General features: G+C 43.6%; 20 protein-coding genes, 7 tRNA genes, 1 pseudogene and 2 other annotated features. Of the genes and pseudogenes, 4 read left to right on the top strand and 24 right to left on the bottom strand.

From position 1 onward, the window contains the following. Nucleotides 1–217 precede the first annotated feature (217 nt). Entirely contained in the window at nt 218–613 is a 396-nt protein-coding gene (locus AC6I5A_RS07820; protein WP_034614087.1) for a YtxH domain-containing protein, read from the top strand. 89 nt (nt 614–702) lie between these two features. On the opposite strand, the gene AC6I5A_RS07815 is transcribed toward AC6I5A_RS07820, so the two are convergent. Beyond that, nucleotides 703–1,053: a hypothetical protein gene (locus tag AC6I5A_RS07815; protein ID WP_034614085.1), complete on the bottom strand. Its 351-nt coding sequence runs from the start codon at nt 1,051–1,053 to the stop codon at nt 703–705. 202 nt (nt 1,054–1,255) lie between these two features. Between AC6I5A_RS07815 and AC6I5A_RS07810 the strand changes: the two genes are divergently transcribed. Next, a complete protein-coding gene (locus AC6I5A_RS07810; RefSeq protein WP_497900593.1) occupies nt 1,256–1,423 on the top strand; it encodes a hypothetical protein in 168 nt (55 codons plus the stop codon). A 77-nt stretch (nt 1,424–1,500) separates the two neighbouring features. Here the strand turns inward: AC6I5A_RS07810 and AC6I5A_RS07805 are convergent, their stop codons facing one another. The 12 genes from AC6I5A_RS07805 to AC6I5A_RS07750 form a co-directional block, all read right to left on the bottom strand. Further along, nucleotides 1,501–2,175 carry a uracil-DNA glycosylase gene (locus AC6I5A_RS07805; protein WP_034614082.1) on the bottom strand — a complete coding sequence of 225 codons (675 nt, stop codon included), beginning with the start codon at nt 2,173–2,175 and terminating at the stop codon, nt 1,501–1,503. 87 nt (nt 2,176–2,262) lie between these two features. Beyond that, nucleotides 2,263–2,520: a cell division protein ZapA gene (locus AC6I5A_RS07800; RefSeq protein WP_034614079.1), complete on the bottom strand. Its 258-nt coding sequence runs from the start codon at nt 2,518–2,520 to the stop codon at nt 2,263–2,265. Nucleotides 2,521–2,583: 63 nt separating this feature from the next. After that, nucleotides 2,584–4,989, bottom strand: a complete 2,406-nt coding sequence (gene pheT, locus AC6I5A_RS07795) for a phenylalanine--tRNA ligase subunit beta (protein ID WP_034614077.1) — start codon at nt 4,987–4,989, stop codon at nt 2,584–2,586. A 12-nt stretch (nt 4,990–5,001) separates the two neighbouring features. After that, nucleotides 5,002–6,024 carry a phenylalanine--tRNA ligase subunit alpha gene (gene pheS / locus AC6I5A_RS07790; protein ID WP_034614074.1) on the bottom strand — a complete coding sequence of 341 codons (1,023 nt, stop codon included), beginning with the start codon at nt 6,022–6,024 and terminating at the stop codon, nt 5,002–5,004. Nucleotides 6,025–6,540: 516 nt separating this feature from the next. Beyond that, a complete protein-coding gene (locus tag AC6I5A_RS07785) occupies nt 6,541–7,341 on the bottom strand; it encodes a TrmH family RNA methyltransferase (protein WP_034614073.1) in 801 nt (266 codons plus the stop codon). 82 nt (nt 7,342–7,423) lie between these two features. Further along, on the bottom strand, nt 7,424–7,783 hold the full coding sequence (rplT, locus tag AC6I5A_RS07780; protein ID WP_034614070.1) for a 50S ribosomal protein L20: 360 nt from the start codon (nt 7,781–7,783) through the stop codon (nt 7,424–7,426). A gap of 28 nt (nt 7,784–7,811) precedes the next feature. Continuing rightward, a complete protein-coding gene (gene rpmI / locus AC6I5A_RS07775; protein ID WP_034614065.1) occupies nt 7,812–8,009 on the bottom strand; it encodes a 50S ribosomal protein L35 in 198 nt (65 codons plus the stop codon). Nucleotides 8,010–8,032: 23 nt separating this feature from the next. After that, nucleotides 8,033–8,548, bottom strand: coding sequence for a translation initiation factor IF-3 (gene infC, locus AC6I5A_RS07770; protein ID WP_034614063.1), 516 nt, complete (start codon nt 8,546–8,548; stop codon nt 8,033–8,035). Nucleotides 8,549–8,575: 27 nt separating this feature from the next. Further along, nucleotides 8,576–8,705: a sequence feature (ribosomal protein L20 leader region), on the bottom strand. A 38-nt stretch (nt 8,706–8,743) separates the two neighbouring features. Next, complete coding sequence (gene thrS / locus AC6I5A_RS07765; protein WP_034614107.1) at nt 8,744–10,675, bottom strand: threonine--tRNA ligase; 1,932 nt, start codon at nt 10,673–10,675, stop codon at nt 8,744–8,746. Nucleotides 10,676–10,760: 85 nt separating this feature from the next. Continuing rightward, nucleotides 10,761–10,981 (bottom strand) — a binding site (T-box leader). A gap of 46 nt (nt 10,982–11,027) precedes the next feature. Further along, nucleotides 11,028–11,900, bottom strand: a complete 873-nt coding sequence (gene ytxC, locus AC6I5A_RS07760; RefSeq protein WP_034613820.1) for a putative sporulation protein YtxC — start codon at nt 11,898–11,900, stop codon at nt 11,028–11,030. A 273-nt stretch (nt 11,901–12,173) separates the two neighbouring features. Beyond that, nucleotides 12,174–13,028: a polyamine aminopropyltransferase gene (gene speE / locus AC6I5A_RS07755; protein ID WP_034613817.1), complete on the bottom strand. Its 855-nt coding sequence runs from the start codon at nt 13,026–13,028 to the stop codon at nt 12,174–12,176. Nucleotides 13,029–13,032: 4 nt separating this feature from the next. Beyond that, nucleotides 13,033–14,484 (bottom strand): aminotransferase class I/II-fold pyridoxal phosphate-dependent enzyme, encoded by a 1,452-nt coding sequence (locus tag AC6I5A_RS07750; RefSeq protein WP_034614104.1) that lies wholly within the window; start codon nt 14,482–14,484, stop codon nt 13,033–13,035. Between the two features lie 290 nt (nt 14,485–14,774). Between AC6I5A_RS07750 and AC6I5A_RS07745 the strand changes: the two genes are divergently transcribed. Further along, entirely contained in the window at nt 14,775–16,424 is a 1,650-nt protein-coding gene (locus tag AC6I5A_RS07745; protein WP_034613815.1) for a phosphoheptose isomerase family protein, read from the top strand. A 141-nt stretch (nt 16,425–16,565) separates the two neighbouring features. Here the strand turns inward: AC6I5A_RS07745 and AC6I5A_RS07740 are convergent, their stop codons facing one another. The 3 genes from AC6I5A_RS07740 to hisH all read right to left on the bottom strand — a co-directional run bounded on the left by AC6I5A_RS07740 (nt 16,566) and on the right by hisH (nt 18,306). Next, the gene (locus AC6I5A_RS07740; protein WP_497900592.1) at nt 16,566–16,718 is read right to left on the bottom strand and encodes a hypothetical protein; all 153 of its coding nucleotides are present in this window, start codon (nt 16,716–16,718) and stop codon (nt 16,566–16,568) included. 188 nt (nt 16,719–16,906) lie between these two features. Further along, nucleotides 16,907–17,698: an imidazole glycerol phosphate synthase subunit HisF gene (gene hisF / locus AC6I5A_RS07735; protein WP_034613813.1), complete on the bottom strand. Its 792-nt coding sequence runs from the start codon at nt 17,696–17,698 to the stop codon at nt 16,907–16,909. Between the two features lie 2 nt (nt 17,699–17,700). Next, the gene (gene hisH, locus AC6I5A_RS07730) at nt 17,701–18,306 is read right to left on the bottom strand and encodes an imidazole glycerol phosphate synthase subunit HisH (RefSeq protein WP_052167962.1); all 606 of its coding nucleotides are present in this window, start codon (nt 18,304–18,306) and stop codon (nt 17,701–17,703) included. Nucleotides 18,307–18,847: 541 nt separating this feature from the next. Between hisH and AC6I5A_RS07725 the strand changes: the two are divergent. Then, nucleotides 18,848–19,081 (top strand): annotated as a pseudogene (locus AC6I5A_RS07725) (ammonia channel protein); the annotation flags it as partial. Between the two features lie 147 nt (nt 19,082–19,228). Here the strand turns inward: AC6I5A_RS07725 and AC6I5A_RS07720 are convergent. From AC6I5A_RS07720 to AC6I5A_RS07685, 8 genes are all read right to left on the bottom strand, one after another. Continuing rightward, nucleotides 19,229–19,305: transfer RNA gene (locus AC6I5A_RS07720), tRNA-Val, on the bottom strand. A gap of 3 nt (nt 19,306–19,308) precedes the next feature. Then, nucleotides 19,309–19,397 (bottom strand) — tRNA-Leu (locus AC6I5A_RS07715). A 10-nt stretch (nt 19,398–19,407) separates the two neighbouring features. Then, a tRNA-Cys gene (locus tag AC6I5A_RS07710) sits at nt 19,408–19,482 on the bottom strand. A 14-nt stretch (nt 19,483–19,496) separates the two neighbouring features. After that, nucleotides 19,497–19,571: transfer RNA gene (locus AC6I5A_RS07705), tRNA-Gly, on the bottom strand. A 1-nt stretch (nt 19,572) separates the two neighbouring features. Further along, a tRNA-Phe gene (locus AC6I5A_RS07700) sits at nt 19,573–19,648 on the bottom strand. A gap of 39 nt (nt 19,649–19,687) precedes the next feature. Then, nucleotides 19,688–19,763, bottom strand: a tRNA-Asp gene (locus tag AC6I5A_RS07695). 110 nt (nt 19,764–19,873) lie between these two features. Next, a tRNA-Val gene (locus AC6I5A_RS07690) sits at nt 19,874–19,949 on the bottom strand. A 206-nt stretch (nt 19,950–20,155) separates the two neighbouring features. Further along, on the bottom strand, nt 20,156–21,433 hold the full coding sequence (locus AC6I5A_RS07685) for a glycosyltransferase family 2 protein (protein WP_034613808.1): 1,278 nt from the start codon (nt 21,431–21,433) through the stop codon (nt 20,156–20,158). Nucleotides 21,434–22,033 lie beyond the last annotated feature (600 nt).

Raw genomic sequence — 22,033 nt, 5'->3', positions numbered from 1 at the left:
CAATAATAAATATTTTAAGTATTGATTTGTCTGCTGCTTGAGCCATTAGGCAAACGGGAACCCACCGTTCGGTCACTTAAATTTATATCTGATATTCCAGTGTAAATCAATCCTTTAAGCTTTGCTTTCAAAAAATATTATTGCGGCTAAACTTCGACGTTCTATTGACAATATGATATAATATTACCAGGACGTTAATAAAGAAAGGATTGATCTTATGCAAAGAATGCACAAAGCTCATCAGAATACTAACCTCTGCACCGTCGCCTTGGCTGCCCTCGTTGGAGGTCTTGCCGGGGCCGTAGTTGGCCTAATGATTGCACCAAAGAGCGGGAAAGAATTACGTCATGGAATATCTAAAAAAGCTGACGATGTCTTGGAACACGTCGAAGACGTCACGTCACATCATGCCGGAGCGTTGAAACAACAGGGCACAGATCTAGTGGAGAAAGGAAAACAATTAGCCGAAGATCTCCAAACCTTTATCCAAAAATCCCTGAAGATGAAGAAATCCGGCTATATTAATATTGCCGAAGGTACACAAACCGAAGAATCGTTCCAAAATAAACCTGAAATTGAGCCGTCGGCTATGGACGGCCAAGTATCCCTGTAGGCACGGATGGCGGGAAGGGATCTCAAGTATTTTTCAAACGGAAATCCCGCTTCAAAGAATAATTAGAAAAGGAAGCTCCATACCACACTTTAGCGGTCCGGAGCTTCCTTTTTCCGGCTACAAATGTCATCCCATAACTCGATCGCTTGTTTCGCCGCCAACAAAAAGGCTGTAACAAAGCGCAAAGGATTCCTCCTCAGCTCCTCAAGGCTAACAGCTGCCTCATTTACTGTACCGCCCACCTGCTCTGTGGTTTGTCTGATAAGGGTGGTCACAACTTGCACATCGTCAAGCATACTCGGCAGATGAGTATTAATATCCCGGATCGTTTGCTTTGCCTCCTCAGTCAGTTTCCTGGCCGAGCGCACCCAAAGCATCAATTCAAGGCCTAACACCCCAAAAACGATGGCGGCCACAAGTGCACACACTTCATAGATCATAGGTTATCCTCCATTTCAGTGTCTATCGTCTTTCCAGCAATCACTAAGGGCCATTCATAATCATGTAGACGTTTTCTTATCTTCCTCCAAAGTCCAGACCATACTTGGATTATAGATTCGACACGTTACTGATTTATCCTTCGACACTTTCCGAAAATTTCTTTCAAATATAAAAAATGCTGAGAAAGGAGAGCATTTTTATATGATGCTTAAAGAATACAATATGCTTTTTCTTCAAGTAATTGTAGGAAAAAAGCGCAATAAGGAAGCATACTTTAATGACTGGCAGTTCTTACAATCCCTACGAAAATGCCCAATCTCAATTCGATCGGGTGGCGGAAATTATTGGCTTGATGAGCCAACCCGTTAAGATGCGTGGTTGGGTATAGAAATATAGCTGTTGGGAGCATCCGGCTGTGGAAGTCGACTGCTCCCGTCGCAGTATTTTCACAGGTTTTCAATTTGCCAGTCTATAGGAGGTCTCCCAAGGGAATGCAAAAAATTGTTGGATTTAGAAAAAGGTTTACTCCCAAAGAATCCCCTAAATGCCGAGAGTGGGCTGGGATGTGGGGATTTTAAGATATAGTGATTCGAATTAGTGATCAGGTTCGATTTGGAATAAGCGTTGCTTCCCCAGAGGATAAACACAATGGGAGCCTGCCGCTCGTTAAGTAGAGTAATCACCTTATCCGTGAATGTTTCCCATCCAATGTGCCTATGGGAGTTTGCCTGACCGGCAACCACAGTTAGCGCAGTATTTAATAATAGCACTCCTTGATCCGCCCATTTTTTCAAATATCCATTATTCGGAAGATAGCAGTCTAAATCACTCTGCAGTTCCTTGAAAATATTGACTAAGGACGGGGGGGGAGCTATTCCTGGCTGAACAGAAAAACTAAGGCCATGTGCCTGATTTGGTCCATGATAAGGGTCTTGACCTATAATAACAACTTTAATATCTTGATAAGCAGTATAATGAAGGGCATTAAATATATTATACATATTCGGATAAATTGTTTTTGTTCTATATTCAGTTATCAAAAACTGTCTTAATTTTTGATAATAATCTTTCTGAAACTCATCCTTTAATAAGTTCTGCCAATCATTTTTAAAAGTTATCATAAATTATCACCTATACTGTTTTCTTGTCAGCCTGATTAGAAAAAAGCACCTGGAGATTCCAGGTGCTTCACTTATCACCACTCCATGCTACTCTGTTTTTTCACCAAGCAGCTGCATTAACGTTTCTTGTTCTTCTCGTAATTTGGCGAGCTCATCTGCTAAATTTAAGGCGGTTAAAACAGCAATCTGGTGAATACTCAAGCGAGGTAACCGTTGAGCGATTAGGCGCATCTTCTTATCAACTTCATACGCCAGCCCTTGGATATACGGTGCTGTCCCATCACCGCGGATCACATGCTTCTCTCCAAAAATCTCAACTGTGATTTTGACTTGTTCATGTGACACAATTTTCCCCCGCTCTCTTAATACCGTTCTGCTTTAATCTACCGTTCTGTTTAATCTTTCCTTCTATTTTCGCCATTCCGCGGCAAATTCCTGCTGAATTCCCTCTAAAATGCGGGAATTCAGGATATTAATTTCCTCGTCAGTTAACGTCCTTTCTAAAGACTGGTAACGAAGCATGAACGCTAGACTTTTACGATCGTCTGGTATGGGTTTTCCCGTATAGACATCAAATATTTCTACTTGCTGCAACAATTCCCCACCCAGCTTTCTTATCTTAGACATAACTGCGTCTGCTTGAGTTTCCTGGGCCACAACTATAGCCAGATCCCTTTGGATCGCTGGGAAACGCGGGATAGAGTAAGCTCGAACGGTTTGACGCATCCGAACAAACAATGGGGTAAACTCTAATTCGAATAAGACCACCCGTTCCAGCCCCCACTCTTTTTCCAGAGAGGGATGCATTTCACCCAAAAATCCAATGCGTTGGTTCTCAATATAAACGTCTGCCGATCGCCCCGGATGGAGTAAGGATTGATTCCTGGCAATACGGTATTCCAATTCAAGCCCAAATTCCCGAGCCAAACCTTCTAAAATCCCCTTGAGATAATAGAAATCATACATAACCGGCTGGTTAAGCCAATGCCTTCCGCTCTTTCCCACAGCGAGTCCGGCCACGCGCAGCTCTTCTCGAGGAAGATTCTGTAAAGGCTGCTCATGCCCCCAATAAGTATTCCCTATCTCGAAAATGCTCACCTCCGTGTTTCGGCGGGCAACATTTCGAGCAGCTATATCCAGGAGTCCCGGTACAAGAGAAGTACGCATCACACTGAGTTCTTCCCGTAACGGATTAAGCAAGGGAATTGCATGCTTGGCGCTGCCCCACTGCGCATCTTCCTCCGGGCGAGTGAACGAATAGGTAATTACCTCATCCATGCCGAATTGAGCTAAAGCCTTACGCAGTCGACGACGAAACTCCTGTTCCGAAGTACGACTGCCTTGGGTCTGATCTCCTTGAGGAAGAGTCGTCGGAATTCGGTCATACCCGATCAAACGGGCAACTTCTTCCATCAGATCCTCTTCGATTTGAATGTCCGAGCGGTAGGTTGGAATCTCAACGTTGAATAAACCATCCTGTTCCTGAAATTCAAAATTCAAGTCCTCCAGAACTTGGCGGACTTCCGCTGTCTTAAGGTCAATACCAAGGACGGTTGCCGTATGTTGGACAGAGAGACTAACTCGGCGGCAAGGAGGGAGGTTCTTCACTTCATCCACCAGCGCTACAGGGTGACCCACTCCCAGTTCCAGGATCAGATCACAAACCCGTCCTAGTGTAGCCACGCACCCATAGGCATTAATTCCCTTTTCAAAACGGTTTGAAGCTTCAGACCTGAGCCCTAAACGACGGCTTGTTCGGCGGACACTTACCCCGGAAAAATGAGCGGATTCAATCAATAACCGCTTCGTATCCTGCGTCACTTCACTGTTTAACCCACCCATTACGCCAGCGATTGCCAAAGGTTGGCGGTCGTCAGCAATAATCAGGGTATCCGCTTGAAGAAAACGTTCAACACCGTCTAAGGATACAATTATTTCGTTGGGATAGGCAGTGCGGACGTGAATGTCCCCACTTATTTTATCTCGATCAAAGGCATGTAAGGGTTGTCCCATTTCCAACATACAGTAGTTCGTAATATCCACAATATTATTAATGGGGCGGACTCCAGCTGCCTTAAGTCTACGCTGCATCCACTCCGGAGAAGGAACAATATGAACATCCTCAACCACTAAGCCTGCATAACGCCAACATAACTCAGCTTCCTCGATGATAACGCGCAGATCCGGGGTAGTTGGCAGGGAAAGCTCTTGATTTTGTTCCGCCCATTTCGTTAAATGGGACTTTTTCCGAGTGAGAGACGCGACTTCACGGGCAACATTCACCATAGCCAAGCAATCCGGCCGGTTTGGATAGAGTTCCAAGTCTAAAACACTGTCTTCGCGCCCTAAATATTTGCCTAAATTCTCTCCGATTGGGGCGTCAGACTCTAAAATAAGAATCCCATCCGCGCTGCGTTCCAAGCCTACCGTCGCATCAAGAAGAAGCTCTTCACGTGAACACAGCATACCTTGAGAGACTACCCCTCTGAGTTTGGACTTGCGGATTGAAAGTTCATTGGGAAGGGTCGAGCCTACCAAGGCTACCGGGATCCGGTCTCCAATCTGTAAGTTTTGGGCGCCGGTGACAATCGTTATCTCCTCTTGACCCACATTCACTGCACAAACCAATAGCCGGTCTGCATCCGGATGTTTTGTTAAACTGATGATTTCACCAACCACTACTTTTTCGAATCCTTTATTCAGGTCCGCGACATCTTCGACTTCAATCCCACCACGGGTTAACGTTTCCGCTAACTCTTCAGCGCTCTGATCGACATCAACGAGTTGGCGCAACCATTCTAAACTGACTTTCATGACCTTCCCCCCTTAAAACTGTTGCAAAAAGCGCAAATCATTATCAAACAAGAGTCTCATATCTTCAATTCCAAATTTCAGCATGGCGATTCGCTCAACTCCGATACCGAAGGCAAATCCCGTGACCTCTTTCGGATTATAGCCGCCCATTTCCAAGACTCCAGGATGAACCACTCCCGACCCTAATATTTCGATCCAGCCGGTCCCTTTACAGAGACGGCATCCCACTCCCTCACAGAGCATACAGGAAACATCCACTTCGGCACTTGGCTCAGTAAATGGGAAAAAGCTCGGCCTTAAACGAATTTCTCTGGATTCGCCAAACATTTGGCGAGAGAAATTCAAAAGAATCCCCTTGAGATCTGACATCCGGATCCCACGATCCACAACAAGCCCCTCGACCTGATGGAACATCGGGGAATGTGTCGCATCGTCATCATTACGATAGACTTTCCCTGGAGCAATGATTTTCACCGGGAGCTCCGGGTAGAGCTTCTCCATCGTGCGAATCTGAACGGGAGAGGTCTGCGTTCGAAGCAGAATTTCCTCGGTAATATAAAAGGAGTCTTGCATTTCGCGAGCGGGATGATCCTTTGGTATATTTAGGGCTTCAAAGTTATAATAATCCGTTTCAATTTCCGGCCCTTCGGCAATTTGGAATCCCATTCCCAAAAAGATATCTTCAATCTCTTCGACAATCTGTGTAAGGGGGTGAAGATGACCACGCGGAACACGAACTCCTGGTAACGTGATATCAATGCGTTCAGTTGCCAACCGTTTCTGCAGAGACAGCCGATCTAACTCCGCACTACGTTCCTCCCACGCTTGTTCCAGACGACTGCGCATCTCATTGACAACTTGACCCATTATCGGCCGCTCTTCCGGACTTAAGCTACCCATTTGACGTAACAATGCGGTTAACGTTCCTTTTTTTCCGAGAACTTTCACTTTAAGTTCCTGGAGTGCTTCCAGCCCGTCAAGCTCCTTCAACTCTCGTAATGCCTCTTCTCCAATACGAAGTATTTCACTCTTCAAGTAAACCACCCTTTCATAATCCTGGTATAGGAGTACCCTTTAAGGGCAATTCCTAAACTACCTCTACGATCATTCCTTAGATTACCCTACCGTAGTGAACTCGCTTACGCTAAAGCTGAACATCGTAACTTCAGATGGGGACTCTACCCCACCTGAAGTTACGAAGAACCCACCCCCACTTATAGAAGTGGGGGTCTTGAAAACTTGATAAATATACAAGACTCTCGTCCCCTGAAAAGGGACGAGAGTCTGCTCTCGCGGTACCACCCTGGTTTGGCAATTTCAGCCACACTTAATCTCCTTTTAACGGTGGAAACCGGGCCTACCCCACAGTTCAGCAGGCCACTCCCAGGCGAAATTTAACCTCTTCTTGGTAAGAGGTGGGCACCTTCTTGGCTGGCTCACAGTCCTTGGCCATACCTCCCTGAAAAGAAAACTCTCCTTTTAACCTGATCATCGCATTATCTGAGTAATTGGCATCCTCACTAGTTCAGAGAAAATTATAGCATAGCTCTTCTATGTTTTACAAGACTCCCTTTGGCGAACAACTTCATAAAGCAATATGCCCGTGGCTATCGCCACATTAAGTGACTCAACGTCTTGAGACATAGGAATCGTAACACACTGGACATCTGCACTCCGAAAGGATGGAGATGGTCCATTTCCCTCGTTTCCAACAACAAGGGCAAGCGGACCATCCGCTAGTTTGATATGATAAACCGAACTGCCCTGGATATCTCCCATGATAACACTCAAACCCCGGTCCCGACAAAAGTCCAAAATATCCTTCGGCTGCCGGTCAGACAGCAGTACTAGGGAAAAAATAGCTCCCATTGTACTTCGCAAAACTTTCGGATTATATAAATCGACGGTTCCCGGTGTCAAACAAACATATCGTACTCCTGATGCCAACGCTGTGCGTAAAATGGTGCCTAAATTCCCTGGATCTTGGATACCATCCACAATAAGCAAGACTGAATTCCGATCAATTTGTAGATCTGCCCAAGTATAGGCCGTTTGACGTACAACGGCTAAAATTCCTTGCGGTTCTTCCGTTGCACTCATTTTACGAAGAACACGCATAGCCACTTCCTCGACAGGAATACTTCGTTCACACAACCTTTGATGAAGAAACTGCCACTCTGGAGTCTCTCGTTCCTGGCAAACAAAAACCTTTTGAATAGGAGCATTTCGGCGTACTGCCTCTTCGACGAATCGCCAGCCTTCAACCACAAACAATTGGGCTTCCTCGCGGGCTTTAGACCGCTGCAAAGAGACCACATATCTTACCTGCTCATTCTGCAAGGACTCAATCATCTATACAACCTCCAGGGGCTAGTAAGGATAACTAGACTATACTAGTATGCCAAAAAGGAGATGCATTAGCACCCCCCTCTTTTTACGCGTTGATTTGTACTTTGGCAACATTAACGATTTCTGTAAACGCTGCCGCATCGCTGATCGCCAGTTCCGCCAGCATCTTTCGATTGACAGTAACCCCAGCTTTCTTTAACCCGTTCATCATGCGGCTGTAGGATAAACCATTCATCCGGGCAGCGGCATTGATTCTGGCAATCCAGAGCTTACGGAAGTTACCTTTGTTATCTTTTCTATGGACATAGGAATAAGCTAAAGATTTTAGAACTTGTTCATTCGCCGGGCGATAGAGTTTGCTTTTCGCCCCACGATATCCTTTTGCTAATTTTAATATTTTTTTATGGCGAGCATGTTTGGTTACGCCTTTTTTTACACGGGCCATCCCGAAGACCTCCTTCTAGCTCAAATATTTAGAGATAAGCAATTAAATTCTTTATTCGTTTTACATCAGATTTATGCATCACAGTAGATGAGCGCAAGTGCCTTTTGGTTTTCGGCGACTTCTTCTCTAGTATGTGGCTTGTGTAGCCATGCATACGGATTATTTTACCGGTTCCTGTTTTCTTAAAACGTTTTGCCGCTCCACGGTGGGTTTTCATTTTAGGCATTTGATAAATCCCCCTCTCGGTAGTTAGTCGTGTTTAATCGTAGCTAAGATCATAATCATGTTTCGTCCCTCAAGCTTAGCTTCGCGTTCGACAGTACACTCTGTTTTACAAAATTCAGCAAGTCTCAAGCATAACGCCCTTCCAAGCTCCGGGTGGGTAACTTCCCGTCCGCGGAACATAATCGTCACCTTTACTTTATCTCCATCGAGTAAAAAGCGTTGGGCGTTGCGGGCTTTAGTCTCGAAGTCATGATCCTCAATGTTGGGACGCAATTTAACTTCTTTAATTTCCATATTTTTTTGCTTTTTTCGAGCCTCTTTGTCTCGCTTGGCTTGCTCGTACTTGTACTTACCGTAGTCCATTAGTTTGCAGACCGGCGGTTTAGCCGTCGGTGCGATCTCGACGAGATCTAAAGACTTCTCGACAGCAATGTTCAAAGCGTCTCTGGTCGCCATAATTCCAAGTTGTTCTCCCTCTTCACCAACGAGACGAACCTCCCGAACCCGGATTTCGTCATTTAGTCTTAAGTCCTTGCTAATAAGAAAACCCCCCCTTAAAATATCAGCTTAAAACAAAAAAGACGGATGAATACCACCCGTCTTCCAAACAATCGTGAGCACACTTTAGCTCAGGACCAGAAGATACCTTAGCGACGAACGCCGTAAGGTGAGAAGCGGATGGCTTCTACTTTAACATGAAAAATTATATACTAATAACCGGTCTTTGTCAATAACTCATGTTGCCACAATAACTTTATGGATTATCTTACTCCTTATTTCTTCCTGGAGGAGCTCAGTGAATGCCTCAACTGTCATCTTTTCTCCAGCATTCCCTTGGCCGTACCGCCGAAGTGCAACCATGTCAGATTCAGCTTCCTGATCCCCTACAACTAAAGTAAAAGGGATCTTTTCAGTTTGAGACTCTCTGATCTTATAACTTATCTTTTCTTTGCGTTCGTCCGCCTCTACTCGAATATCGAGTCCCTTCAGACGGGAGACCAGCTTTTTAGCATACTCATGATGTCGCTCACTAATCGGCAGGATACGGACTTGAATCGGCGCCAACCAGACAGGAAAAGCCCCTGCATAGTGTTCTGTCAAAAGTGCAATAAATCGCTCGATGCTTCCATACACAACCCGATGAACCATTACCGGCCGATGCTTTTGACCGTCTTCCCCAATATAGTTTAAGTCAAATTTCTCCGGCATTTGGAAATCAAGTTGAATAGTTCCACACTGCCAAGTCCGATCAAGGCAATCCCTCACATGAAAATCAATCTTCGGCCCATAGAACGCTCCATCGCCCGGATTAATCTTGTATTCAATACCCTTATCCTCTAATGCCTCTTGCAGGACCTTAGTTGCCGTTTCCCAGTCCTCATCCGATCCCATAGACCCTTCAGGACGGGTTGACAATTCCACGTTATAGTCAAAGCCAAATATTTTATAGAAATAGTCGACTAGTTCAATAACCCCAATAAGTTCTGCCTTGATTTGAGATGGAAGCATAAAAATGTGCGCATCATCCTGAGTAAAGTTTCGGACCCTTAACAGCCCATGAAGTGCGCCGGAAAGTTCATGGCGATGCACTAAGCCCAGTTCCCCAACGCGAAGCGGAAGGTCCCGGTAACTGTGGAGTTTTGTCTTGTACAAGATCATGCCCCCCGGACAGTTCATAGGCTTGATGGCATAATCCTGATCGTCAATTTCAGTAAAATACATGTTTTCTTTATAATGATCCCAATGCCCGGATTGTTCCCACATCGAACGATTAAGGATCATCGGCGTCTTAATCTCCTGATATCCGCGTCTTTGGTGTTCCTGCCGCCAAAAATCCTCAAGTGCATTACGTAAGATCATGCCTTTCGGATGAAAAAAAGGAAACCCGGGCCCCTCCTCGTGGAGGCTAAAGAGATCAAGTTCCAAGCCGAGCTTACGATGATCACGTCGCTTGGCTTCTTCCAACTTAAACAGGTAATCTTCCAAATCTGAGGGCTTAGCAAAGGCTGTTCCGTAGATACGCTGGAGCATTTTATTTCTTTCGCTCCCCCGCCAGTAGGCACCAGCCAAGTTCATAAGTTTAAAGGCTTTTATGTTTGCCGTTGAAGGAAGATGTGGTCCGGCACAAAGGTCTGTAAAATTCCCTTGAGTATACATGGAAATTATGGCGTCCTCCGGAAGATCCTCGATGAGTTCAACTTTATATTTTTCACCTAACTCCCTGAAATGAGTAAGTGCCTTGGCTCGGGAAACTTCTCTCCTTTTGAAAGAATGCTTTTCCTGCACAAGACGTCTCATTTCTTTCTCTATGCTCACCAAGTCCTCTGGCGTAAAGACATGGTCGGAGTCAAAATCATAATAAAAACCTTTTTCAATCGACGGTCCAATCCCGTATTTCGTCCCCGGAAATAAATTCCCTACGGCTTGAGCCATCAAATGTGCGGTAGAGTGCCTTAAAACACCTAATCCTTCATCGCTATCTAACGTGACGATCTCCACCGCCGTATTATCCGTCAGAGAATAGGATAAATCCCTCATCTTGTCATTAACTTTCCCTGCAACCGCTACCTTTGCCAAGCCCCGGGAGATGGCGGCTGCCAGTCCGGCTAATGTCGTTCCTGACTCAACCTCAAGGATTGAACCGTCTTTTAAGGTGACCTGAATCATATAAATCACTCCTTGCCAATTCATTTGTATCGGAACGGTCAGGACCGTTCCATACTGATTCGTTAAATAAAAAACTCCCATCCCAAAAAGGGACGAGAGTTCACTCCCGTGGTTCCACCCAATTAAAAGGTCACAAGCATGACCTTTCACTCGATATCCCTTAACGCGGGGTACGGCCAGGCTTACTTATTTCAGCCCAACACTCAAGGGTGGTTTTCTCCTGTACGTTCTTGAGAAATGCTTTCAGCCAGGGCATTTCATCTCTTACGCGACAAATCAGGATACTCTTCCTTTCAACGATTTACAATTAATATTTTAGATAACCCCATGATAATCAATAATCTTTCAATTGTCAAAACTTTTCACATAACTGACATCCTTGACAATCGTGCACTCTATCCCCAAAGACACTCCGAATAGTTCTTAACGTATCTTTGTAACCCTCATAACGAATATGTAAGGTAATTCGACGGGGTGCAACGGCAATCAAAGCACTGACCAATAAATCTTCATACCCTAACTCATGGACGTTGTCGAGTTGGTAATCCTCCAGGAATTGATGTGTCACTTTTACTCCTTCATCATTATACAGATGGAACTTTCCTTGGGGAGTCATTCCAACGTGTAAACACTCTAAGCGTGGTTTTTGGCTGTCCAGAAAATGTTTTAAGAGCTGGATAAAGTCCATGTACTCTTTTTCAATAACGTACTCATCAAGGGCATACCCCACAGCTTTATTTACTTCACTTTTATACTCCTGAACGCGAAAACGCAAAAACCCTTCTATGTCAAAAACAGAATTATGATCCAAGCAACTTAAAATCTGAGTAACGAGCCTTGTCTTGCTGCTCACACTATAACCCCGCACTTGCCCTAGTCCTTTGTTTAAATAATTCAAAGCCTTATCAATCACTATCTGCCAATCGTCTCCCATTAAGCGATGTTTTTTTTCGATTATCTGGCGAACATGCTCTTTTTTCCAATGCAGCAAAATTGTCTCCGCCAAGGCATTTGCCAAGTAATAACGATGAATTTTTTGAACTATATTCTCGTTTTCTGTCGCCTCGAGCGAAGAGTCTTGAAACTTGCACTCAATAAGCCAGCGTTTTCCCTGCCTCAGTTCAACGATTTGTATAGGAAGCTGTTCTTGTTCACGCAGTTCGAGTAAGCATTCACAGATACTCTCCCGGTAATCTTGCGTTGCTAATTGCACGGAATGTTCCACTGGCATCCCTCCATACTAGAGTATATGACCTGGATCAAGTCATATTTCTCCTGGGCCAATCTTCAGGCACATTTAATTCATTATTTCTAAAAAATACAATAATTCATGCTAGTCTTTCCAAGATACAAAATTTTATTCCTTTCTAAATTATTACAAATCCCAAAAGTAATCTTTCTGAGGAGACTAAAAAAGCGTGCCCTACTCGGCACGCGCACTTATCGATATAGATTGACCATAGTTTTGTAATTTTCTACAGGTTGTTCAAAAAAACATTTATTCTTCTTTACTGACTAAAAGCTCCTTAACGTAGCTAGGCAGCGCAAAGCTCCCTTTATGAATTTCAGTATTGTAATACTTTGTTTTCAGTCCCAGACTATTCCATGCTTGCTCGTCTATATCGGTCAAGGGATCGTACGTTTTTGAGGCAAAACCAAACAGCCAGTGACCCGAAGGATAGGTTGGAATGTGCGCCTGATAAACCTTGCAAACCGGAAAAAATTCTCGGATCCGCCGGTGTGCTCTTTGCATGGACTTAGCATCATCCTCATAATAGGGGCTTTCGTGCTGATTGACAAGAATGCCGTCTTCCTTCAGCACCTTAAAGCAATTACCGTAAAATTCCCTTGTAAACAGCCCCTCTCCCGGTCCGAAGGGATCGGTGGAATCAACTATGATCAGATCATAGACGTTTTCCTTGGAGCGGACAAATTTCAGTCCGTCCTCAAAATATAACTGCACTCTGGGGTCATCCAGCTTACAAGCGGTCTGGGGTAAGTATTTCCGACACACATCCACAACCATTTTATCAATTTCCACCATATCAATGTGTTCAATGGTACAGTAGCGCGTCAGTTCTCTAACCGTTCCGCCGTCCCCTGCGCCAATCACCAAAACATTCTTTATCTTAGGATTGGTTGCCATAGGCACATGAACAATCATATCATGATAAATAAATTCGTCCTTTTCAGTAACCATTATAAAGCCGTCCAGAGTAAAAATATTACCGAATTCCTTGGAGTTAAAAATGTCAATCCTCTGGAATTCGCTTTGCCCCGTATAAAGAGGCTTATCCACTTTGATAGAAAAACGAACATTGTCTGTATGCTGTTCTGTAAACCATAGTTCCACTGTGTTATCCCTCCAGTATTCTAATGTTTTCAACGGATAAATCTTCTGTCCCTGTCAGGAAACAGCCCTTGGCCTTGGAATAGGTGATATAATTAATGATTTCCTCGGTTATCCGTTCTCCCGGGGCCAAAATAGGAATCCCGGGTGGGTATGACATAACAAATTCTCCGCATATATACCCGGTGCTGTCTGCGATGGCGATAAAGTGCTGATTAGAATAGAAGGCTTGCTGAGGCGTCATCACCACATCAGGAATAATGTACTCATGATCAAACATTCCCACTTTATCCTTCATATGAAGTCTTTTTATTTCAGACAGCGAAGACACCAGCCGTTCCAAAGCCAGCTCGCGATCCCCAACGGAGATGACGGCCAGGATATTGCCTATATCCCCCAACTCAATCTGGATTCCGTAATCATCACGAAGAATGTCATAAACCTCAATTCCTGCCAACCCTATTTCTCTAGTATAGACGGAAAGCTTAGTGTGGTCAAAATCAAACACCGAATCCCCGTTAATGAGTTCTGTGGAAAAAGCGTAGTATCCGCCGATCTTGTTGATTTCCTGCCGCGCATAGTGGGCAAGAGCAGAGACTTTTTGAAAGATGCTTCCGCCGTCCAAAGCAAGGTTGCGTCTGGAAATATCCAGAGAAGACAACAGTAAATAAGAGCCGCTGGTGGTCTGAGTCAGGTTAATCGTTTGTCGCACATGACCTGTGCTAAGACGACCACTTTTCAGCAAAAATGAACTTTGCGTCAGCGATCCGCCTGTTTTATGCATGCTTACTGCCGCCATATCTGCTCCTGCGGCCATCGCACTAATGGGCATGTTTGCACCGAAAGAGAAGTGCGTTCCATGCGCCTCATCCACAAGAACATACATATTGTTGTGATGGGCAAGCTGCGTGATGGTCCTTAAATCGGAACAAATACCATAGTATGTAGGGTTGTTAACGAAAATTGCCTTGGCCTCCGGATTTTCCTTGATAGCTTTTTTTACCTCGGCAACAGACATGCCTAAGGGTATCCCCAACTGTTTATTAACACCGGGATTAACATAAACAGGAATTGCTCCACTGATTATAAGGGCGTTAATGGCACTTCTGTGGACATTGCGGGGCATAATAATTTTATCGCCATATTTGCACACGCTCATAATCATAGCCTGAACAGCTGCTGTGGTGCCGTTGACCATGAAAAACGCATGTTCTGCCCCGAAAGCATCTGCAGCCAGCTCCTCTGCCTCCTTGATTACGGAGACGGGGTGGACAAGATTATCGAGTGGCTTCATGGAATTAACATCTACTGAAAGGCATTTCTGACCCAAAAAATTCACTAGCTCAGGGTTTCCTCTACCTTGCTTATGTCCGGGCACATCAAACGGTACCACCCGCATAGATTTATATTTTTCAAGTGCCTCATAAATGGGCGCCTTGCCTTGCCAAAGTGAATGCATGAAAGCACCATCTTTCATAACAATTAATAATAATTCCTTACAAAAAACAACATAGTCAGTATATTAGACAACCGCAACAATTTCAATAAAATAGGTAGACAAGTTAACATTCACTTTGAAATATGGAAAAATTTGCTCTATTATCCTTTCTCCAGTATAATCTTTATAAGTCGCAAAACTTAAAATACCTAATATTCATTTAACTGATGCTCCATTCTCTATTTTGAAGCAGCCAGCGATTATAATATTGATTGGAGGAAACTTATTAGAAAAAGAGTAAAAAGACATATATGAAAAAGTACTTGAAGAAAGGTCGGGGAATAATGGTTGAAAATTTTGTCCATGACTTGGTTCAAAATTTATTAAAGCGTCATAACGATAAAAAGCTTAGGGTCGAAACTATTCATAACTCAGTAAAAAATTCCCTATCAATGGAAACGCTAATTAACAACCTTTCAGAAGTATTACGATTGTCCAAGGATGAAATTGAGAAAGATCTAATAGACTTTGGTTTTAAAGACCTCATCGACCAATATAAACTTGGCAAGGCAATTGGAATTGGAAACGACGAAAGTAACAAAAGTGATTTCCTTATTAGTAATAACGCAAGTAAGTTAAACCCCTTTCCCTCGCTTTTTAAAGTTCGCTCTAATCCGAACTTTCTTGACCCTATTTTGTTAGGGGATGGACATAAGCAGATCCTGAATAGTTTATTTGAGAGTGTTTCAGGATCTTTTCAAAATGATCCCTTCATACCAATGTATCGAAAAAACGTGTTTAGTTATTACAGAGATTTTAATAATAATGTCGCTCCAGTGCTGGCCGACACAGTAAAGAGCTATTTTGGACCCACGTATCCGAAGTACATGGTTACTACAGGAATAGGTGCAAATGAACAATTTACTCATTTTGTTGCTTCTTACAATAATATCGCAGCTAATTCCCGGCTAAAGTGGTTAATAGTTGATTCTCCAAAAAGACTCTCCTTGCTTCCGAGCGATGCCAATATTAATAATACTTTATTTGTGGAGTTCTCGCGCAGCAGTCTCACTGAAGAAACAGTTAAGACTCACGAATATACTCCAAGGGAAGCAAAAAGGATCGTTTTTTCAAACACTGGTCCCTTAAAGCAAATTGCAGAGCGGGATCAAAATTTAATTCTTGAATTACCAGATGAAGTTTCCGGAAGATTTGGCAGAAATAAAACCCCCATTTTACTGGCCCCTATGTACATTGCGGGCTTGGACGTGGAAAGCTACTGGAAACATATTGATTCCGCAATTAATGCTTTTGACATTACCGATCCTCAGTCTTTACCATTTGTTCTTGCTAAATATATTTTGTTACACCAAACACTTTCTCTAAAAAATCTTATTTACTTAGGATGTAACGACAATGATTTAGGCTTATTGGCCGATGAGTTTATCCAATTCTGGAACGAGGGGGTCAACAAGGGAGGAAATGACCTGTTAATTTCCAGATTTTTCGGATTACCTCGTGACTCTCATATGAATGTTGAAGGATTATTAGGGAACCGTTTGACCAAAATGGCTATATTCTTATTAAGAACAGACATGCGCTCCAATACCACTCACCCCTTAGTATCCTCGATTATTGACCCGATAAATCCTGAACATATAGGCCTGCACTTTGGTGATGAAGAAGTAGTTTTAGCCTATGCTAATTACAAACGGTTTTCCGAGTTGATGCCTTCAATTCTAATTGAAATTCCATTAAAGCCTTCTTTAGAACACTCAGCGATATTAGGCCAGCTTTTTGCAGATACTACTTTTATTTATTCCCGGCTTAAAGGTATAGATCCTGGTTCCAATCCCGAGGTGAAGTCAGTTAGAGAACGTTCCGCAAATCTTCTTGCTGGAATTGCTCACAAGATCCGTGAAGACAAAAGTAAACCAATTTACGAAGCAATCGTGGATTAGTGGTTTTTGAATTTAATCATTACACCTAAAATCAATATTTCAAGCACAAGTAGGACCTATTGAAGGGAGTTCAGTAGGTCTTAACTATCCCCCAAACCTTAACGCCTCAAAGAGCTCTATTTATCTATGAGAGCCAAACTGCTACTCGCCTGTACTTCTCCGTTTTCCATGACTCCGGCTTTTAGCCACCGTTTTATCATGGTAAATCTCAGTCATAGCTTGGTGAAACTCCGGCTCATTTGGATTCTTATTTTTTGCCCGTTCCAATACATTCATTGTGTAAGTGTAAGACATCTTTTCTTCCTCTCTTTCAGAAAATAACAAAGACGCCTGCCAACAGCCCGGCCAAAAGCCAGTTGTGGACAAACGTCTTTGTTTATCTTATGAAATTTTATATCACCGAATTATTCGATTGTCAACCCAGAATTTTGGGTTTTTTACAACTCTCGGGACTCCGGGGCGAGGCAGTTTTGATTCTGTTTTTAAGTATAATTTTTTGGCGGTCGCACACATATACTGTTTTGCGTCAAATACTCTTTCAGTTCGCGGACCGTATAATTTTTCTCCATTCTGGGAGAATACAGCATACTGCTGATGATGGCCGCTTGTACTTCCGTTTCACTGAACAATGTCTTTAAGTGCTCGGGCGCTCCGGCTCCGCCTGAAGCGATGAGGGGGACCGACACGGTAGCTTCTGCCAGCTTCATCAATTCAAGACCGTAGCCGGACAGGGTTCCGTCATTGTCAATGCTGTTCAGGCATATTTCTCCCGCGCCAAGCTCCTGTCCACGTTTGATCCATTCGATAGCATCCATGCCGGTCGCCAGCCTTGCCCCGTCGATATACACCTCATACCCGCTGGGCATTTTGTCCGTCCTCTTTACCTGAGTGGACAGCACGACGCATTGGGAACCAAAAGCTTTTGCGCCATCCGAGATGATTTCCGGATTCCTTACTGCCATGGAATCGACGCTGATCTTTTCCGCCCCTGCTGTGAGAGCTTCATACATGTCGTTTAAATTCTTGATCCCGCCGCCCACGGTAAAGGGAATGAAAACGCGACGCGCCACTTTTTTGACCGTTTCCATGTCGATACCACGTTTTTCAGCGCTTGCCGTGACGTCGTAAAAGATCAATTCGTCGATTCCGGCGTTATACATGACAACCGCCAGCTCTTCAGCGGGGGCAACGTCTATATTATCCTGAAAACGTACCGCCTTTGTAACCCAGCCGCTTATGATATCGAAGCAGGCAATCAACCGGTTTGTCAGCATAATCAAACTCCTCCCTTCAGACGGAGTAAACTGTTCAGCAGCGCAAGTCCCGCCTCACCGCTTTTTTCGATGTGAAATTGCGTAGCGTAAATGTTGTTCCTCCAAACTGCAGCCGCAAACGGACTGTTATATTCTGCTATTCCCCACAGGTCCGATTCCGCTTCAGGACAAGCATGATAGGAATTGACAAAGTAAAAGTAATCATCGTGTGCCTCACATATTGGATGCGCCGCAAACCTTACTTGATTCCAGCCCATTTGCGGCACCCTGACCTTTGCCGCATCAAACTTGACCACCCGGCCTTTCAGCCAGCCGAGGCAGTCTGTATTTTCCTCCTCGCTATGCTCGAAGAGGATCTGCATACCGACACAAATACCAAGAAAAAAGGATTTTCTTCGTAATACAGCTTCTTCCAACGCTTCTATCAATCCCATCTCGCGCAGGGATTCCATTGTCGCCTTCGCACTGCCTACACCCGGCAGGATAATATGGGTTGTGTCCTCTAAATCATAAGGACGACAGGCAAAATCCGCCTTATATCCGAGATGAGTAACAGCGTGCAGAACGCTTGGGGCGTTTCCGGCTTTATAATCTATAATCTTTATCATAGCTATACCCTCCATATGTGACAGGCATCTTTCTCTTATGTTCTTCCGTAATGGCAGGTGTGGCGGAAGGGCGGGGATGAAATTACCATATGCACTTCTTTCGCACCTGCGTTCTTAAGGCTTCTGACGATCTTTTCGCTGCTCGTGCCCCGTACGATGGAATCATCCACGTTTCTCTATTTTCTTTCATATTATATTGAAATGTTTATGGAAATGTCAATCTATTTGCAGGATGTATCACGGTATACCCTTGCAAATCAGTATATTATTTTACAATTTTGTATACTTTATTTCTGTATACATAATTCTTATTACATTTAGTTCAAGAATAAGAACCTTGAATATTAAGTATTGACATCATCTGATTGGCAGACATATAATTATTTTCAAGAAAACTTACGGGCAACTGCTTTTCAGCGTCTAAACATTTACTCTTTAATCTCTTATTTGTTCCTATGGATTTGCGTTATTCCCTATCATAATATATATAAATATAGTACACAAAGGCGTGTATGCACAAAGAAGCATACACGCCTGATTTTTACTTTGGTTCGGCTGGTTTGGTTTTAATGCCGGAAGTGCCCTGGGTGCAAATGGGCTGGCAGGTGTTGCCTTTGTTACCACAAACACTTCGGCGGCTGCTGCAGCATTGTCCTGGATGGCTGTGGAATGGATTCATCATGGTAAACCCACTGTTCTTGGTGCAGCAAGCGGTGCCATAGCAGGATTAGGATCCATAACGGCAGGATCCGGTTTTGTTACTCCATTTCCATCTCACGGTGGACACCCTTGCCTTTAGCTAATGGTTGGTCGCTACATACCCCCATAAGGACTTTCACCGTATAGTTAATCGCCATGCGTGGCGCACCAAGTAAAAAACCCTGTCCAATATTTTTTGGACAGGGTTTGAGTAAGGGCCTTTTGGTGGGTTTGAGAGGACTCGAACCTCCGACCCCCGCGATGTCAACGCGGTACTCTAACCAGCTGAGCTACAAACCCATATGGTGCCGATGACCGGAATTGAACCGGTACGAGCTATTAAGCCCGCGGGATTTTAAGTCCCGTGCGTCTGCCAGTTCCGCCACATCGGCATGAATTATTTGGAGGCGGCACTCAGATTTGAACTGAGGAATAGAGGTTTTGCAGACCTCTGCCTTACCACTTGGCTATGCCGCCAAGGGAAATAATAATGGAGCGGGTGACGAGATTCGGACTCGCGACTTTCACCTTGGCAAGGTGACACTCTACCACTGAGTTACACCCGCATGGTGCCTCAGGGCGGAATCGAACCGCCGACACGAGGATTTTCAGTCCTCTGCTCTACCGACTGAGCTACCGAGGCGTTATCGAGGTACGATGTTTGAAATTTGAATTTCAAGTATGGCGACCCCGATCGGACTTGAACCGACGATCTCCTGCGTGACAGGCAGGCATGTTAACCACTACACCACGGGGCCGTGATCAAGGGTCAATGCACGAGGTTTGAACACCATTCCTCTTATTTATAGTCCTAATCCAGGTTTAAGGTTCTTTCGAGCCTCAAATCTCAAACTTCAAACTCTGATTTTGGTGGGCGATGACGGGCTCGAACCGCCGACATCCTGCTTGTAAGGCAGGCGCTCTCCCAGCTGAGCTAATCGCCCAAGGACTGACGACTATCAGTATACACAAAAATACACATTGTGTCAAAGTATTTTTGCGTTTTTCTACTTACAAATCTATTAATCAACATTTAGTGCCTAAGTCGCCTAAGTCCAGAATATTGCCTGTTTATCAAAGAGGCCTATGCCTCCCAACCTCAACAACTGCAGCAATAATTTTCGGATACATCATTCGATTGAAACTCTTGTTAATTCGTTGATACTTTTTTTTGTTTTACAACATCTTCAATACTGATGGAGCGAGTGTGTCTAGTATGTGACCATTGTTTATCCTTCCGATTAAGAAAACCTAAAAAGACAATTGGAATCCAACTATAAATAAAGATGGGATATAGAATAAGCCCGACATAGGCCCGCCACGGTAACCGGTCGAGTGCTAACGCAGCAACAGGGTAGAGGTATTGAATTGCCGATAAAATCTGCCATCCTGTCCAAGGCATCACTAGCGTAAATACATGTGTGTAATGTGGTTGTAAAATAGATATACAATTTATCAGCATAAAAAAAGTGGCAATCATGACTAGTGCAGGTTGAAAAAGATGGATAGCTGCATCAATATACATTATTTTTCGCTCCCGTATTCCCTTGATAATAAGGGGGAAGAAATAACGTCCCGCTACGTCAACTTGCCCCTGGGCCCATCGTTTCCGTTGATACCATGATTGCATAAAGGTTAAAGGTTTTTCATCATAGACCACTGCATCATGAGCCCAAGTCGTTTTAATTCCGTGTGATAACGCTTTCATACTGAACTCAAGGTCTTCAGTTAGAGAAGTAGCTCCCCAACCAAATTCTTTTAAAACGTCTATTGAAATACACATACCTGTTCCACCCAGAAGGTTGGAGAGGCGGCCCGTATTGTACCTTGCAAGCTGCAGCAAACGATTTGTTACCCAAAATGCAATAGAGAAAGTATTTGTTACCCAAGTATCAAAGGGATTTTTGGAATCTAAGTAACATTGGATTATTTTATGTCCTTGGCAAAGTTTACTATTCATCTCAAAAAGGAAGTTTTCCTTCACCAGATTATCCGCGTCAAAAATAGCTATGGCATCGTATTTGCGCTCCATCTTAAAGAGACGATGGAACATCCACTCCAGCGCATATCCTTTACCTCGCTTTTCAGTATTAAATCTTCGATGGACGATGGCTCCAGCGTTCCGGGCAATTAAGGCAGTTTTGTCTGTACAGTTATCGGCAACAACAAAGACGTCGAAGTATTTCCTGGGATAATCTAGTAATAGAAGATTCTCTACTAATGGTCCAATGACGGTTTCCTCATTATGTGCAGCGACGACAATCGCGAAGCTCTTTTCAGGCTTAAGTACCTTTATCTCCTGTTTCCGGTACAGACCAAACATCGAAAGTATAAAATAATATAAGGTAAAAACGACAATAATAGATTGTATCGGAACCATAATTAAATCAAATAGTTGCGCATCCGTAATCCCAGATAAAAAAGCCACGGAGCAAACCTCCTTTAATCTATAAAATTTTAACACAAGACCTACATCTATGCAAGAATTGTAATTTTACAAATAACTTGCAGATTGTCCATATTTTAATTCTATTATTATATTTATCAAACAGAACAAGAAAACTCTTGTTAATTAGCGCCGTCCGGACAATTTAAGTAAAAAAAAGATTATTAGCGAACCACTGAAAATAAGAAATATCAAGCTTGTCTTTATGCCAAAGCCAATTGACTGCCAGTAGACTTCTCCGACACGTGAGCCAGATACCCATGGAACAAATGAACGAAAGATTTGAGAAATTCCGTTTCCTATTACGACAAAAAGGAATACGCCTGAAATCAAAGTTAGTATACCCATAACTCCTGTCGGAGTATCCAATCGCCAACGACGAATAATATTACGTCCCATCCAATGTAGTTCTACACTCAAATCCCTAATCCATCTTCCCCACATCTTACTCACCTCATATATAGTCTATGAAGGAGTTGAAAAAGAACACACCCCATTTAAGATAAAAGCATAAACAAAAAAGATCGAACGGATGGAAACACGATCTTTTTACCTACAAAGCTAACACAAAGAGACTACCTC

Source organism: Desulfosporosinus sp. Tol-M2, from assembly GCF_059735615.1.
The sequence above is the reverse complement of the archived record's forward strand: the minus strand, read 5'-3'. Positions and strand labels throughout refer to the sequence as shown.

Bases quoted from the DNA above. Each gene is read 5' to 3' on its own strand.
- AC6I5A_RS07750 (WP_034614104.1), bottom strand. From the start codon at position 14,484: ATGCATTCACTTTGGCAAGGCAAGGCGCCCATTTATGAGGCACTTGAA.
- AC6I5A_RS07805 (WP_034614082.1), bottom strand. From the start codon at position 2,175: ATGATAACTTTTAAAAATGATTGGCAGAACTTATTAAAGGATGAGTTT.
- rplT (WP_034614070.1), bottom strand. From the start codon at position 7,783: ATGGCCCGTGTAAAAAAAGGCGTAACCAAACATGCTCGCCATAAAAAA.
- rpmI (WP_034614065.1), bottom strand. From the start codon at position 8,009: ATGCCTAAAATGAAAACCCACCGTGGAGCGGCAAAACGTTTTAAGAAA.
- pheT (WP_034614077.1), bottom strand. From the start codon at position 4,989: ATGAAAGTCAGTTTAGAATGGTTGCGCCAACTCGTTGATGTCGATCAG.
- AC6I5A_RS07745 (WP_034613815.1), top strand. From the start codon at position 14,775: ATGAAAAAGTACTTGAAGAAAGGTCGGGGAATAATGGTTGAAAATTTT.
- AC6I5A_RS07740 (WP_497900592.1), bottom strand. From the start codon at position 16,718: ATGTCTTACACTTACACAATGAATGTATTGGAACGGGCAAAAAATAAG.
- AC6I5A_RS07820 (WP_034614087.1), top strand. From the start codon at position 218: ATGCAAAGAATGCACAAAGCTCATCAGAATACTAACCTCTGCACCGTC.
- hisF (WP_034613813.1), bottom strand. From the start codon at position 17,698: ATGCTGACAAACCGGTTGATTGCCTGCTTCGATATCATAAGCGGCTGG.
- thrS (WP_034614107.1), bottom strand. From the start codon at position 10,675: ATGATTCAGGTCACCTTAAAAGACGGTTCAATCCTTGAGGTTGAGTCA.
- hisH (WP_052167962.1), bottom strand. From the start codon at position 18,306: ATGATAAAGATTATAGATTATAAAGCCGGAAACGCCCCAAGCGTTCTG.
- AC6I5A_RS07810 (WP_497900593.1), top strand. From the start codon at position 1,256: ATGATGCTTAAAGAATACAATATGCTTTTTCTTCAAGTAATTGTAGGA.
- AC6I5A_RS07815 (WP_034614085.1), bottom strand. From the start codon at position 1,053: ATGATCTATGAAGTGTGTGCACTTGTGGCCGCCATCGTTTTTGGGGTG.
- AC6I5A_RS07785 (WP_034614073.1), bottom strand. From the start codon at position 7,341: ATGATTGAGTCCTTGCAGAATGAGCAGGTAAGATATGTGGTCTCTTTG.